The following is a 13,190-nucleotide window of genomic DNA, read 5'->3' on the forward strand; positions in this document are numbered from 1 at the left end:
CCGCCTCCCCCGAGGCGGCGGCAGCCGGCGCGGCCGCGGGCACTTCCCGTCCCGAAGTGCCCGCGAGTTCGCGGTGCCGTGCTGTCCGGGCGCGGCTACTTCACGCCGAGCCAGCCCTCGATGGCGTGCAGCGAGAAGAACGCCACGAAGATCACGGCGAGTAGCCACATCAGCCAGCCGATGTCCCGGATCCGGCCGGTGACGACCTTGATCAGGACGTGCGCGATGACACCGGCCGCGATACCGGCGGTGATCGAGTACGTGAAGGGCATCAGGACGGTCGTCAGGAAGACCGGGATCGAGGTCGCCGGGTCGTTCCAGTCGATGTGCTTGGCGTTGGTGAGCATCATCGAGCCGATGACGACCAGGGCGGCCGCGGCGACCTGCGTGGGGATCACCTGTGCGAGCGGGGTGAAGAACAGGCAGAGCGCGAAGGCGAGTCCGGTGACGACGGAGGCGAATCCGGTCCGCGCACCGTCACCGACTCCGGCGGTCGACTCGACGAACACGGTCTGGCCGGAGGCGCCGGCGAAGCCGCCGATCGCGCCGCCCGCGCCGTCCACGGCGAGGGCCTTGTTGAGGCCCGGCATCTTGCCGTTCTTGTCGGCGAGGTTGGCCTGCTGGCCGATGCCGATGATGGTGCCCATCGCGTCGAAGAATCCGGCGAGCACCAGGGTGAAGACGATGACCCCGACGGTGATGGTGCTGATGTCCCCGAATCCGCTGAAGGAGACCGAGCCGAGCAGCCCGAAGTCCGGGCTGGAGACGATCGAGCCGTCCAGGACGGGCGCGTTCAGACCCCAGGCGTCCTTGCCGAGACCGGCGACCTGGTGGACGACGGCGGCGAAGACCGTACCGCCGACGATGCCGATGAGCAGCGCACCGGGGACCTTGCGCACCTGCAGGGCGAAGATCAGCAGCAGCGTGACGGCGAAGCAGACGACGGGCCAGCCGATCAGCTGGTCGTCGACGCCCAGCTGGATGGGCTTGCTGCCCATGTCGCCGTGCTTGCTCGGCATCGAGGTGACGAAGCCCGCCTGCACGAAGCCGATGAGCGCGACGAACATGCCGATGCCCATGGTGATGGCGTGCTTCAGGGCGAGCGGGATGGCGTTCATGATCAGTTCCCGCAGCCCGGTGACGACGAGCAGGATGATGATGACGCCGTAGATGACGCACATGGCCATCGCATTGCCCCAGGTCATCTCCGGTGCGACCTGGAAGGCGAGGACGGCCGAGACACTGAGGCCGGCGGCGAGTGCGAGCGGCACATTGCCGACGATGCCCATGACGATGGTGGTGGCCGCCGCGGCGAATGCGGTCGCCGTGGTGAGCTGATCGCCGTCGAGCTTGGCACCGGTGGCGTCGGGCACCGACAGGATGACCGGGTTCAGAAGGATGATGTACGCCATCGCCATGAAGGTGGTGACGCCGCCACGCACCTCACGGCCGACGGTCGACCCGCGCTTCGTTATGTGGAAGTACCGGTCGAGCCAGGACCTGCCGGCCGGGACGCGGGTGCCGTCACCCGCGTCGTCGGCGACTGTCCTCGGCTCCATGGACTGCTGGGTCATGGTGCCTCTCCCAAGGTTCATAGGGGCACCCGCGCCGGGGCTCCGGGAGTCGTCCGGCGCGGGTTTTGGGATATTGCATGGCTGCACGACCCGGGGGACGGCCCGAGACGAACGGAGGGGTGGTGCGGAGTGCCACGGCCGCGAGCGGCGGCCGGGCATCCCGCGGAGCCGGGGCTCCGGTGGTGCGAGGTACTGCGTGGGTCCGGGTGGCCGGTGAGCCTCGGCCCTGATGAGCGTCCAAGCGGTGCACGGTGGTCCGCGCCCGGCCTTCGATCGGCTCGTTCATTCGGTGTTCATATGGAGTGGGCCCAGTACACCCGCCCCGCCGACGCCAGAGTCAGTCACCGAAACCATGAAGGAGTTGGCTGGCAGCAGCAGTGGTCTTGTAGATTCGTATGAACGGCGGGCCCCGTAACCCGCCGCGCCTCGGCCAGGAATCGCGCCATCGGCCCAGCACAGCGGGCCGGCACCGTTCCGGCGGGGTGAGATACGTACACGACAAGGATCGGCGGCGACACCATGCGGCTGCGCGCACTGCTCGACTCGGACGCGCTGGGGCTGCGTCTGCTCGGCGGGGCCGAGGAACTCGACCGGGCCGTCCGCGGTGTGATGACCACCGACCTCAAGGACCCCAGCCGCTATCTCTCCGGCGGCGAGCTGGTCCTGACCGGGCTCGCCTGGCGGCACGATCCGTCGGACACCGAGCCGTTCGTCCGCATCCTGGCCACGGCCGGCGTCGCCGCGCTGGCGGCCGGCGAGGCGGAGCTGGCCGCGGTGCCGGACGATCTGGTCGAGGCCTGCGCCAAGCACCGGCTCCCGCTCTTCGCGGTGAACGAGCAGGTGGCCTTCGCCACCATCACCGAGCATGTGGTGCGCCAGGTCTCCGGCGAGCGGGCGGGGGATCTCGCGGCGGTCGTGGACCGGCACCGGCGCCTGATGACGTCCGGACCGACCGGCGGCGGCCCCGATGTGGTGCTCGATCTGCTCGGCTCCGACCTCGATCTGCAGGCCTGGGTGCTGTCCCCCACCGGACGCACCGTCGCGGGCCGGTCCCGCGAGCTGACCGCGCCGGTCGCGGCGGCGCTCGCGGCCGAGCATCTCGCGGCGGCCCGTACGGATCGGCGCCCTCCGCACCGGGTGGCCGTCGGCGGTACGACGTACTCGCTGTTCCCGGTCCGCAGCAGCGGGCGCGGCTCGGGGCAGGCGTCCCGCGACGTACGGGAGAGCGTGCTGTCCGACTGGGTGCTCGCCGTCGAGGCGGACGCCGGTGACTGGCCGGAGGAGCGCCTCGATCTGCTGCAGGGCGTCACCCAGTTGATCGCCGTCGAACGGGACCGCCGGGACGCCGCCCGCACCGTGCGCCGCAGGCTCGCCCAGGAGGTGCTCGAGCTCGTCCAGGCGGGCGCCGCCCCCGCGGAGATCGCGGCCCGGCTCCGGGTCGCCGCCCCCGTCCTGCTGCCCGGGCTCGGCTCGGCACCGCACTGGCAGGTCGTGGTGGCCCGGGTCGAGTGGGAGGGCGGGGACGTGGACGCCGGTCCGGTCACCCAGGCGCTGCTCGAGGAGATCCTGGTCGATCCGGGCGCCTCGGGCCCGGAGCCGTCGGACCGGATCGCCGTGGCGCACGCAGGCGGCGAGGCGATCGCGCTGGTCCCGCTGCCGTCCGTACCCGCCGACGACGAGGCGGGCGAGCAGGGTCTGCAGGCGGATGCACTGCTGGACACCGTGCGCGACCCGCTCTCCGCCGGACTTGCCGAGGACGGCCGGCTCACGCTCGGGGTCAGCGCCGCGGTGCACTCCGCGGAGGGCCTGCGCGGCGCCCTGGAGGAGGCCCGGCACGCACGGCGGGTGGCGGCGGCCAGGCCGGGACGGGTGTGTGCGGCGGGACATCAGGAACTGGCCTCACACGTCCTGCTGCTGCCGTTCGTCCCGGACGACGTGCGCCGAGCCTTCACCGCGCGGCTGCTCGACCCGCTGCGGGACTACGACCTGCGCCACCGCGCGGAGTTGATCCCCACCCTCGAGGCGTTCCTGGACTGCGACGGCTCCTGGACGCGCTGCGCCGCACGGCTCCACCTGCACGTCAACACGCTGCGCTATCGCGTCGGCCGCATCGAGCAGCTCACCGGCCGCGACCTCTCGCGCCTCGAGGACAAGCTCGACTTCTTCCTGGCCCTGCGGATGAGCTGATCACCGGCACCACCTCTCCCGCAGGTGCCTCCTTCGTCTCCGGAGGGGGTCCCATGAGCCGCACCCGTTTGTGAATTCCTTCACCCACCCTCTTGGCGGGTCGCCGGGATTCATGCTGAGATGCGGGCCACAGCTCAATGACGCGCTCCGGGGAGGGGAATGTGGCGGACACCGCCATGTCTGATTCAGGTCCCGTGTCCGATTCCAGGACGTCCGCTCTCCAGACCGCCGTGTGGCGGCTGCGCTCACGCGGCTGTTGGTCCGACGCGGCGGCACTGCTCGAACGGGACCACAGTCCCGGCGCCGCCCTGCAGCGCGTCTCGCTGCTCGTCGAGCGCTGCCTGTTCACCGAGCGCGGCTGGAGCGACGCCGAGGACGCGCTGCGCACCGCGGAGGCCGCCGCCAAGAACGACGACGAGCGCGGCGCCGCCGCCTGCGAGCGCGGTCAACTCGCCTACGCCGCCACGGTCCTGGGCGTACGCGACCGGGCCGACGAGGCGAGCGCCGCGCTCGGCAGAGCGGCCGCCCTGCTCGCGCCCGACGCACCGGGCCGGCCCCTGCTCGACTTCCGCCGCGGCCTGATCGCCGAGCACATCGCCGACTCCCCGCAGTCCGCGCAGGCCGCGTACCGTCGCGCCCACGCGGGCGCGACGGCCGGGAACGATCCGCTGCTGCTCTCGTTCACCTGGCGGCACCTGGCCGGACTCGCCCTGCGCGACGGCGAGTTGGCCGAGGCTCGGCACGGGTTCGCCGAGTCCCTGCGGATCCGTGAGGAGCTCGGCTACCTGGTGGGCACGGCTCCCGCACTCGCGGCGCTCGCCGACGCGGAGCCGGACCCGGAGGCCGGGCGGCTGCGCGCGGAGGCGGCCCGCCTGTTCCGCCTGCTCGGCGGCGTACCGACGTGGCTCGCGGCCCAGTTGACGCCCCCGGCGGCGGCCGTCTGACCCGTCCTCGGAACAGCGCCACGAGTCGTCCTCGGAACAGCGCTACGAGTCCGGGCCGCCGTCCCCGAGCGTCCCCACGACCACGGTGGCCCACAGCTCGGCGCAGCTCTCGACGCGGGCGTCGAGGCCGGCCGCGGTCATCGCCGCCAGGGTGCCGGCGGACTGCCGCTCGCCGGTCTCGATGAGCAGACTGCCCCCGGGCGCCAGCCAGTCCGGCGCCCCGGCCGCGACCCTGCGCTGTACGTCGAGGCCGTCCGCACCGCCGTCGAGGGCGACCCGTGGCTCGTGGTCGCGGGCCTCGGGAGGCATCAGACCGAGGGAACCGGTCGGCACATAGGGCGCGTTGACCACCAGTACGTCGACCCGGCCGCGCAACTCCGCGGGCAGGGCCCCGTAGAGATCGCCCCGATGGACGCGTCCGCCCCGGGTGGTCACGTTGTGCCGGGCCCAGTGGACCGCCGAGGCCTCCACGTCGGCGGCGTGCAGCACGACATCCGGTACGGCCTCGGCGACCGCGGCCGCCACCGCACCCGAACCGCAGCACAGATCGACGACGACGGAGCCCGGCCGGGCGAGACCGGCCGCCCGGCCGGCGAGGAACTCGGTGCGTCGCCTGGGCACGAAGACGCCGGGTCCCACCGCGATCCGCAGACCGCAGAACTCGGCCCAGCCGAGCAGATGCTCCAGCGGCAGACCGTCCGCGCGACGGCGTACCAGGGTCGCGAGCCGGTCGGGGGTGTCCGCGGCCTCGAGCAGCAGCCGCGCCTCGTCCTCGGCGAACACACAACCAGCGGCGCGCAGTTCGGCGACCACATCGGCGAAGACGGGGGTCGGCCCGGCGGCGGACGAGCTAGCCGGGGAACCTGAAGAGAAAGAAAAAGAAGGGGGCATGGAAGCCTTCCGGAAACCGAAGGGCACCCTCACGCACCGCCCCGTCGCATCAGACGGGAGAGACGGCTCCACCAGGAGAGCACCCTGCCAACACCTCGGAAATGGGTCTCACCTCCCCCGCTCGTCACCGTGTTCGGACGCCTCACCCTACATGCCGGCCGCGGCGCTCACCTGCACGGCAACCCGCAGCGCTGCCGGACCTGCCCCGCGGGTCACTTCGCGCCGCTGAAGTGCCGGCGTACGACCGACTCCGCCGTGTGCAGGTCGGCCGCGCACAGGGCGTCGAGGAGTGCCGTGTGGTCCGCGGCGTCCGCGACCAGGTCACCGCGCCGCACGACCGGGCTGACATGGCTCGGCCACTGCGCACGCCGGTGCAGATCGTCGGCGACGGCGACCAGCTGTTCATTGCCCGTGAGGGAGAGGACCGCGCGGTGGAAGGCCCGGTCGGCCGCGCGATAGCGCCCCACGTCGCCGCAGGCCGCGGCATCCACGGTCGCCTCGGCAAGCGGCCTGAGCGCGGCCCAGCGCCCGGCGGGCAGCGACTGCGCGAGGCTCAGCACCACCGGCACCTCCAACAGGGCGCGGACTTCGGTGAGTTCGGCGACTTCCCGGGCGCTTCGCTCGGCGACCCGGAAGCCGCGGTTGGGCACCACCTCGACGGCGCCCTCGACGGCCAGTCGCTGCATGGCCTCACGCACCGGAGTCGCGGACACCCCGAAGCGGGCACCGAGCGCAGGGGCCGAGTAGACCTCGCCGGGGACGAGCTCGCCGGCGGCGAGCGCCGCCCGCAGGGCCTCGAGCACCTGCCCGCGCACGGAGTGCCGCTGCACCTGTGCGGCCTCCGGCCGCCGCTCCCCGCCGTCACCGGAGCCGCCGGCCGGACGGTCGTCACCGGCGTCATGGGCGGGCCGGTCGCCGCGGGTGGCGGCGTCACGCAGCGTCTCGTACGCCGGTCCGTGGGCCGATCCGTGTGCGGGCTCGTCGCCCGGACGGCCCCGCGAGGGTCCTCGGGTCGTGCCGCGCGGTGCGGGCACGGCGGACGGGGGCGCCCCGGGCCGGGGAACGCGGGGGCCGCGGCCTGCCTCGGGTGCGGGGGATGCGTCCGGCGTCCCGGTACCGTGCGTGGCGCCCGTACGGCGCGTTCCGGGCTGCTCCACTCGGTCCTCCTCCCGGCGCCCCGGGGCCCGGCTCGGCGAGCCGGCCCGACGTGCACGATAGGCGCAGGGGGCTAGAGTTCAAACATCAGACGCCTCGGGTAAGGTAAGGCTTACCTGCTAACGATCGCGATTCGGTGGTCCTCGCATGTCCGTTCCCACCCTGGCCACAAGCGCCGCCAGGACAGCCCCGGCAGCCCCGTCGGCTGTCTCGGAGGCGTATGCGCGCGTGGCCGAGGTCTTCCCGTCGCTCGCCGTCCAGGAGCTCGGCGAGGGCGAGCGGGTCCCGCACGGTGACGGCTGGGTGGCCGCGTCCCGGCTCGCCGAGGGCGGCGCCGACCTGGACGCCTTCCTCAGCTGGGACGAGGAGCAGGTGCTGCGCGACTACGGACAGCCGGCGCGCCCCGACGTGATCGCCACCTTCGGACTGCACCGCTACGCCTGGCCCGCCTGCCTGCTGATCACGCTCCCCTGGTTCCTGCTGCGCCGGGTGCCGCGGCTCCCGGCGAGCGAAGTCACCTTCCAGCGCACCCTCGGGCGGATGGCCGTGCGGGTCGAGTCCTTCGCCTGCCTGCCCGACGACCCGGCCGCCGTACTGCCGGGTGCCCGCGTCGTCGCGGACGAGGAGGCGCTGCGCGCCGAGGTGCGCGACGCGGTCGCCGCGCATCTGCAGCCGGTCCTCGACGGCTTCCGGCCACGGATGCGCCGCGGGCCCCGCGCCCTGTGGGGCATGGCGACCGACGAGATCGTCGAGGGCCTCTGGTACGTCGCGCATCTGCTCGGCGAGGAGCAGCGGGCGATGACCGACCTGGAGCAGCTGCTGCCCGGCGCCACGAAGCCGTACGTCGGCTCCGCGGCGTTCCGCGAGCTGACCGGGCCGGGCGGGGAGCCGCTGCCGACCCGGGACCGGGCGAGCTGCTGCATGTTCTACACACTGCGCCCCGAAGACACCTGTGTGACCTGTCCGCGCACCTGCGACGCCGAGCGCATCGAGCGCCTCACCACGAGCTCGCCGACGGGCTGACCCGCACCGCGCCACTCGGCCCACCCACTTCCGCGGCCGTCGAAATTCGAACCCAATTCGCCCTGTCCGTACGGCGGTTCGAGCAGGAAACCGCTATCCGGTGGCGAGCGCACTCCCATGGCGTGCTCTTGCCGCGAAACCCTCAGAGGGCCCGCTCCGCTGCGCCACTATGGCGGCCGAAACGCCGTCATGCGAGGCAAGGGACCCCTGATGAGAATGACCGACATATCGCTGGACTGGCTGCTTCCCGGCTGCGTACTGCTCCTGGGCATCCTGGCTGCGGTAACGGTGCTCGCGCGCGGCAAGCGCTCGGGGGACAAGGCGGTGCCCGAGGACTCCTGGGAACGCAGCGAGGAGCGCCGCAGGCGCAAGGAGGCGGTCTACGCCACGCTGTCCTATCTGCTGCTCTTCTGCTGCGCGGCGGTCGCCGCCGCCCTGTCCTTCCACGGGCTGGTCGGATTCGGCCGGCAGAACCTCAACCTGTCGGGCGGCTGGGAGTACTTGGTGCCCTTCGGGCTCGACGGCGCCGCGATGTTCTGCTCGGTGCTCGCGGTGCGCGAGGCGAGCCACGGTGACGCGGCGCTCGGCTCCCGGCTCCTGGTGTGGACCTTCGCCGGGGCCGCTGCCTGGTTCAACTGGGTGCACGCGCCGCGCGGCCTCGGCCACGCGGGCGCCCCGCAGTTCTTCGCGGGCATGTCGCTCTCGGCGGCGGTGCTCTTCGACCGCGCTCTGAAGCAGACCCGCAGGGCGGCGCTGCGTGAACAGGGCCTGGTGCCGCGGCCGTTGCCGCAGATCCGGATCGTGCGGTGGCTGCGTGCTCCCCGGGAGACCTTCGGCGCCTGGTCGCTGATGCTCCTCGAGGGCGTACGGAGTCTGGACGAGGCCGTCGAGGAAGTGCGGGACGACCGCCGCCAGAAGACGCAGAGCCGGATGCGCAGGCGCGAGCAGCAGAAGCTGGAGCGGGCCCATCTGAAGGCGGTCAGCCGGGGCCACAGTGTGCTCGGCGGACGCGGGCGGCAGCCGAGGGCGCAGCTCGATGCCCCTGCCACGGCCGGGGTCGCGCCGTCTGCGTCCGGTCCGGATCCCGTCATAGGCGGCGAACCGGAACAACTGCCCGTACGGCCGCGGCCGCCGCTGCAGGCGGTGGCGGCGCCGGACGCCGTCGCACCGGCCGCCGTCGACCTCACCGCCGAGGACGACACCGAGACCCTGCCCCGGCTCGACTCCCTGGAGCGGAAACTCAAGGACCTGGAGCAGCAGTACGGCTGACTGCCGGCCGTACGGCACTCCCGGACCGCCGTTCGGTGCGGCGCGCGCTGTCCCGGCCGTCCCTCGTGGTGGCCGGGACAGCGCACGTCCGGGCTGGTCGCCGCGGCGGAGGGCGACCGTACGGTGAACTCCGGCGCTCCGGGCGTCAGTTCCCGGACAGCGGAGGTCAACTCCCGGACGCCGGGCCCAAGTCGAACCACACCGACTTGCCGACCTCGTGGGCCCGTATCCCCCAGGCGTCGGCGAGCGACTGCACCAGGAGCAGGCCCCTGCCGCTGGTGCCCGGGGCTTCGTCCGCCGCAGGGGCGGGGTCCTGCCCGCCGTGTGCCGTGGTGGTGGCATCGGGTGGCCGCGGGGCGCCGGCGCCGTAGTCACGGACCTCCACATGCAGGCCGCGCGGTCCGACGGAGGCGGTCAGCCGGGCATCGTCGCCGGAGTGCACCAGTGCGTTCGTGACCAGTTCACAGGTGAGCAGTTCGGCGCTGTCGCGCAGCTCACCCGTCCCCCAGCCGTGCAGTAACGCGCGTAGCTCGTGGCGCACTTCGGGCACTGCGCGCAGCTCCGCCCCGGCGAGGCGGCGGCTGAGGACGCCTCCGCCGCCGCTGTGCACGGCGGCTGTCGCTCTCGCGCGGCCGCCCACTTCCATCCGCTGTCTCATGGCCCCCGCCCACATGATGAAATTCCGCCCCTTCTCCCCGAACCGTGTCGAACAGCTACACGGGAATGCATGCCCTCTCGGACCGGGCGCACGCATCCCACGACCGGCCGACTGAGGAATCGGGCGCGCGGGTGCGAACCGGGTGTACGGGGAAGGGCAGCGGGGAANGGAATCGGGCGCGCGGGTGCGAACCGGGTGTACGGGGAAGGGCAGCGGGGAACACCGCGGCCGCGACCCGGCCGAGGTTGTCCTCGTAGTCGGGGTGTAGGCAGGGCATAGTCAGGGCGCAGTCAGGGCCGCGGCACGTTCCGCAGGTTGGAGCGGGCCATCTGGACCATGCGGCCCACCCCGCCGTCGAGCACGATCTTGCTTGCGGAGAGGGCGAATCCGGTCACCATCTCCGCACTGATCTTCGGCGGGATGGACAGCGCATTGGGGTCGGTCACGACATCGACCAGGGCCGGCCCCTTGTGGCTGAACGCGTCCTTGAGCGCGCCGGCGAGATGCTTCGGCTTCTCCACCCGCACCCCGTACGCCCCCGCCGCCCGCGCGATCGCCGCGTAGTCCGTGCCCTGGTAGGACGTGCCGAACGACGGCAGGCCGGCGACCAGCATCTCCAGATCGACCATGCCGAGCGAGGAGTTGTCGAACAGCACCACCTTCACCGGCAGATCGTGCTGGACGAGGGTGAGGAAGTCACCCATCAGCATGGAGAATCCGCCGTCGCCGGACATCGACACGACCTGCCGGTCACGGTCCACGAACTGCGCGCCGATCGCCTGCGGCAGCGCGTTCGCCATCGAGCCGTGCGAGAACGAACCGATCACGCGTCGCTTGCCGTTGGGGGTGAGATAGCGAGCCGCCCAGACGTTGCACATCCCGGTGTCGACGGTGAACACGGCGTCGTCCGCAGCCAGTTCGTCCAGTACGGAGGCCACGTACTCGGGGTGGATCGGCACATGCTTGTCCACCTTGCGGGTGTACGCCTTGATCACTCCCTCGAGGGCGTCCGCGTGCTTCTTGAGCATCCGGTCGAGGAACTTGCGGTCCTTCTTCTCCTGCACCCTGGGGATCAGACAGCGCAGCGTCTCGCGCACATCGCCCCAGACCGCGAGGTCGAGCTTGGAGCGCCGGCCCAGATGCTCGGGCCGCACATCGACCTGCACGATCTGCACGTCGTCCGGCAGGAACGCGTTGTACGGGAAGTCGGTGCCGAGGAGGATCAGCAGATCGCACTCGTGGGTGGCCTCGTACGCCGCCCCGTAGCCGAGCAGTCCGCTCATGCCGACGTCGTACGGGTTGTCGTACTGGATCCACTCCTTGCCGCGCAGGGCGTGTCCGACGGGGGACTTGATGCGTTCGGCGAGCTGCATGACCTCGGCGTGTGCGCCGGCCGTGCCGCTGCCGCAGAAGAGTGTGACGCGCCTGGCACCGTCGATCATCTCGGCGAGGCGGTCGACCTCGGCGTCGCCCGGGCGCACGGTGGGCCGCGAGGTGACGAGCGCGTGCTCGACGGCGCGGTCGGGTGCGGCCTGTGAGGCGATGTCACCCGGCAGCGTCACGACACTGACCCCGCCCTGGCCGACCGCGTGCTGGATCGCGGTCTGCAGCAGGCGCGGCATCTGCTGCGGGTTGGAGATCATCTCGCTGTAGTGGGAGCACTCCCGGAACAGCTGGTCGGGATGGGTCTCCTGGAAGTAGTTCAGCCCGATCTCGCTGGACGGGATGTGCGAGGCGAGGGCGAGCACCGGGGCCATCGAGCGGTGGGCGTCGTACAGGCCGTTGATCAGGTGCAGGTTCCCCGGGCCGCAGGAGCCGGCGCAGGCCGCCATCCGGCCGGTGACCTGCGCCTCGGCGCCCGCCGCAAAAGCCGCGGTCTCCTCGTGTCTGACCTGGATCCACTCCATGCCCTTGGTGCGGCGGATCGCGTCGACGACCGGGTTGAGACTGTCGCCGACCACGCCGTAGAGGCGCTGGACACCGGCTTGCTTCAGGATGTCGACGAACTGCTCGGCGACGTTCTGCTTGGCCATGGAAGAGCACCCCTTGGATCCGACGCACATCGGGACTTCGGATCCATCCATTCACGTCCCGGGCCGTTACGCCTCCCAGATGGCGCAAGCCGTACGGTCGTCGGCGTAGCCCTTCACCCGGACCTGGGTGTCCGCGAGGAACTCGGTGAGGCCGGGCGGTCCACCGCCGTGCCAGCGTCCGCCCAGCAGCCCGGGCAGTGCGGGCTCGCCGCGCAGCGGTTCGGCGAGACCTGCCGTGCACAGCAGCAGGGTGTCACCCGGGCGGGCGACCGAGGCACGGAAGCGGAAGGGCTCGCGCGGGCGCTCGGGGGCCACCGTGCCGTAAGGGGTGGCCGGTGTGGTGATGCCCAGGTCCATGGTCAGACGGTCACCGTCCGGGGTCTCGCTCGGCGGGTCGCCGATGATGCCGCCGAAGCCGAGCACCGGCTCGCCGGTGGCCTCGGCGACCGCCGGCTCGATGTCCTGCCAGTCGCCGTCCCGCAGCCGGAAGAGTCCGCCGCCGCCGATGCCGAAGAACACCCGGGTACGGCACTCCGGATCGGCCGGCAGCAGCAGGCAGCGCAGGCTGGTCGCCGCGTACTCCTCGGGTTCCAGGCCCAGTTCGGCCGCGCCGGCGCGGAGCTTGCCGAGGCTGTGGTCGGTGAGCCGGTGCAGTCCCGATTTGAGGTCGGCGCGGCGGGCGGCCCGCAGGTCCTCGGCGAGGCGCAGGTGGCTGCGGCCCACGGCCCGTCCGATCCAGCGGCAGGCCTCGGCGGCGGCCCGGTGCGCGCCGGCGGTGGCGCGGGCGCCGGTCGCCATGGCGACCAGGACGAGGGCGCTGTCGCCGGTGCCGAAGCGGGCGGTGAGCAGGGAGTCCCGGCGGGGTTCGCCGCGGTAGCGGGCGGAGTCGCCGCGCACGGAGGCGGCCCGCAGGGTCCACGGTCCGTAGGTCGCCCCGTCCAGGACGGTGTCGGCGACCAGGTCGGCGAGTGCGTCCGGCTCGGCGGTGGGCAGTGCGGTGGGCTCGGCGGCGTAGGTGGGCGGGCGGTCGCCGACGTGGCCGACGGCGGGTCGGGCGGGCCCGGCGGCAGCGGGCGCGTCCGACGGGAGCCGCGAGGCGGGTACGTCGATGCGGCGCGGCTCGGTGGAGGCGTCGGTGCGGGGGGCTCTCTCCGCCTCCCGCCCTGCGCCGCGGCTGCCGCCTCCCGGCGCCGCGAAGAATCCGGTCGCTTCGGTGGTACGGCCCGGAGCATCCTCGGCCCGGTCGGCGCCCCGAGGATCGGGTGCGCCGCCACCCGAGTCCGCACTGCTCGTGCCGAGCGGCCCCTTGCCCCGCGCCACGCCCGCGGACGGTTCTCCGCCTCCGGCGTCCCGGCCGGGCGGGGCAGCGTCGGCGTCCGACACCCCGAAAGAGCCCGAGACCCCGGTCCTACGACCCGACGCCACCTCATCCGCACGGGACGACTGCGCACTGCGG

10 protein-coding genes are annotated in these 13,190 nt (G+C 72.7%); 4 read left to right on the forward strand and 6 right to left on the reverse strand.

Annotation, left to right across the window (positions count from 1 at the left end):
- Window positions 1-95: 95 nt before the first annotated feature.
- A complete protein-coding gene (locus DY218_RS19320) occupies window positions 96-1,574 on the reverse strand; it encodes an NCS2 family permease (protein WP_128557335.1) in 1,479 nt (492 codons plus the stop codon).
- A gap of 519 nt (window positions 1,575-2,093) precedes the next feature.
- On the opposite strand from DY218_RS19320, the gene DY218_RS19325 reads away from it, so the two are divergent.
- Window positions 2,094-3,761, forward strand: a complete 1,668-nt coding sequence (locus DY218_RS19325; protein ID WP_128557336.1) for a PucR family transcriptional regulator — start codon at window positions 2,094-2,096, stop codon at window positions 3,759-3,761.
- Window positions 3,762-3,922: 161 nt separating this feature from the next.
- Window positions 3,923-4,705: a hypothetical protein gene (locus DY218_RS19330; RefSeq protein ID WP_407703658.1), complete on the forward strand. Its 783-nt coding sequence runs from the start codon at window positions 3,923-3,925 to the stop codon at window positions 4,703-4,705.
- Window positions 4,706-4,747: 42 nt separating this feature from the next.
- Here DY218_RS19330 and DY218_RS19335 read toward each other — a convergent pair whose 3' ends face one another.
- Both DY218_RS19335 and DY218_RS19340 read right to left on the reverse strand, forming a co-directional pair.
- Window positions 4,748-5,596: a putative protein N(5)-glutamine methyltransferase gene (locus DY218_RS19335; protein ID WP_128557380.1), complete on the reverse strand. Its 849-nt coding sequence runs from the start codon at window positions 5,594-5,596 to the stop codon at window positions 4,748-4,750.
- A gap of 212 nt (window positions 5,597-5,808) precedes the next feature.
- Window positions 5,809-6,753 carry a GntR family transcriptional regulator gene (locus DY218_RS19340; RefSeq protein ID WP_233521714.1) on the reverse strand — a complete coding sequence of 315 codons (945 nt, stop codon included), beginning with the start codon at window positions 6,751-6,753 and terminating at the stop codon, window positions 5,809-5,811.
- A 145-nt stretch (window positions 6,754-6,898) separates the two neighbouring features.
- On the opposite strand from DY218_RS19340, the gene DY218_RS19345 reads away from it, so the two are divergent.
- Complete coding sequence (locus tag DY218_RS19345) at window positions 6,899-7,774, forward strand: (2Fe-2S)-binding protein (RefSeq protein WP_128557338.1); 876 nt, start codon at window positions 6,899-6,901, stop codon at window positions 7,772-7,774.
- A gap of 210 nt (window positions 7,775-7,984) precedes the next feature.
- Complete coding sequence (locus tag DY218_RS19350; protein WP_128557339.1) at window positions 7,985-9,043, forward strand: DUF2637 domain-containing protein; 1,059 nt, start codon at window positions 7,985-7,987, stop codon at window positions 9,041-9,043.
- Window positions 9,044-9,209: 166 nt separating this feature from the next.
- On the opposite strand, the gene DY218_RS19355 is transcribed toward DY218_RS19350, so the two are convergent.
- The 3 genes from DY218_RS19355 to DY218_RS19365 form a co-directional block, all read right to left on the reverse strand.
- Window positions 9,210-9,689, reverse strand: a complete 480-nt coding sequence (locus DY218_RS19355) for an ATP-binding protein (RefSeq protein ID WP_128557382.1) — start codon at window positions 9,687-9,689, stop codon at window positions 9,210-9,212.
- A gap of 302 nt (window positions 9,690-9,991) precedes the next feature.
- Window positions 9,992-11,734: a pyruvate dehydrogenase gene (locus tag DY218_RS19360; RefSeq protein ID WP_128557340.1), complete on the reverse strand. Its 1,743-nt coding sequence runs from the start codon at window positions 11,732-11,734 to the stop codon at window positions 9,992-9,994.
- A gap of 66 nt (window positions 11,735-11,800) precedes the next feature.
- The gene (locus tag DY218_RS19365; RefSeq protein WP_233521715.1) at window positions 11,801-13,054 is read right to left on the reverse strand and encodes a protein phosphatase 2C domain-containing protein; all 1,254 of its coding nucleotides are present in this window, start codon (window positions 13,052-13,054) and stop codon (window positions 11,801-11,803) included.
- Window positions 13,055-13,190 lie beyond the last annotated feature (136 nt).

Origin of the sequence: Streptomyces triticagri (assembly GCF_003429565.1) — a bacterium.
In the GTDB taxonomy this organism is placed as follows: domain Bacteria; phylum Actinomycetota; class Actinomycetes; order Streptomycetales; family Streptomycetaceae; genus Streptomyces; species Streptomyces triticagri.

Bases quoted from the DNA above. Each gene is read 5' to 3' on its own strand.
- DY218_RS19355 (WP_128557382.1), bottom strand. From the start codon at position 9,689: ATGGAAGTGGGCGGCCGCGCGAGAGCGACAGCCGCCGTGCACAGCGGC.
- DY218_RS19360 (WP_128557340.1), bottom strand. From the start codon at position 11,734: ATGGCCAAGCAGAACGTCGCCGAGCAGTTCGTCGACATCCTGAAGCAA.
- DY218_RS19320 (WP_128557335.1), bottom strand. From the start codon at position 1,574: ATGACCCAGCAGTCCATGGAGCCGAGGACAGTCGCCGACGACGCGGGT.
- DY218_RS19350 (WP_128557339.1), top strand. From the start codon at position 7,985: ATGAGAATGACCGACATATCGCTGGACTGGCTGCTTCCCGGCTGCGTA.
- DY218_RS19325 (WP_128557336.1), top strand. From the start codon at position 2,094: ATGCGGCTGCGCGCACTGCTCGACTCGGACGCGCTGGGGCTGCGTCTG.
- DY218_RS19345 (WP_128557338.1), top strand. From the start codon at position 6,899: ATGTCCGTTCCCACCCTGGCCACAAGCGCCGCCAGGACAGCCCCGGCA.
- DY218_RS19335 (WP_128557380.1), bottom strand. From the start codon at position 5,596: ATGCCCCCTTCTTTTTCTTTCTCTTCAGGTTCCCCGGCTAGCTCGTCC.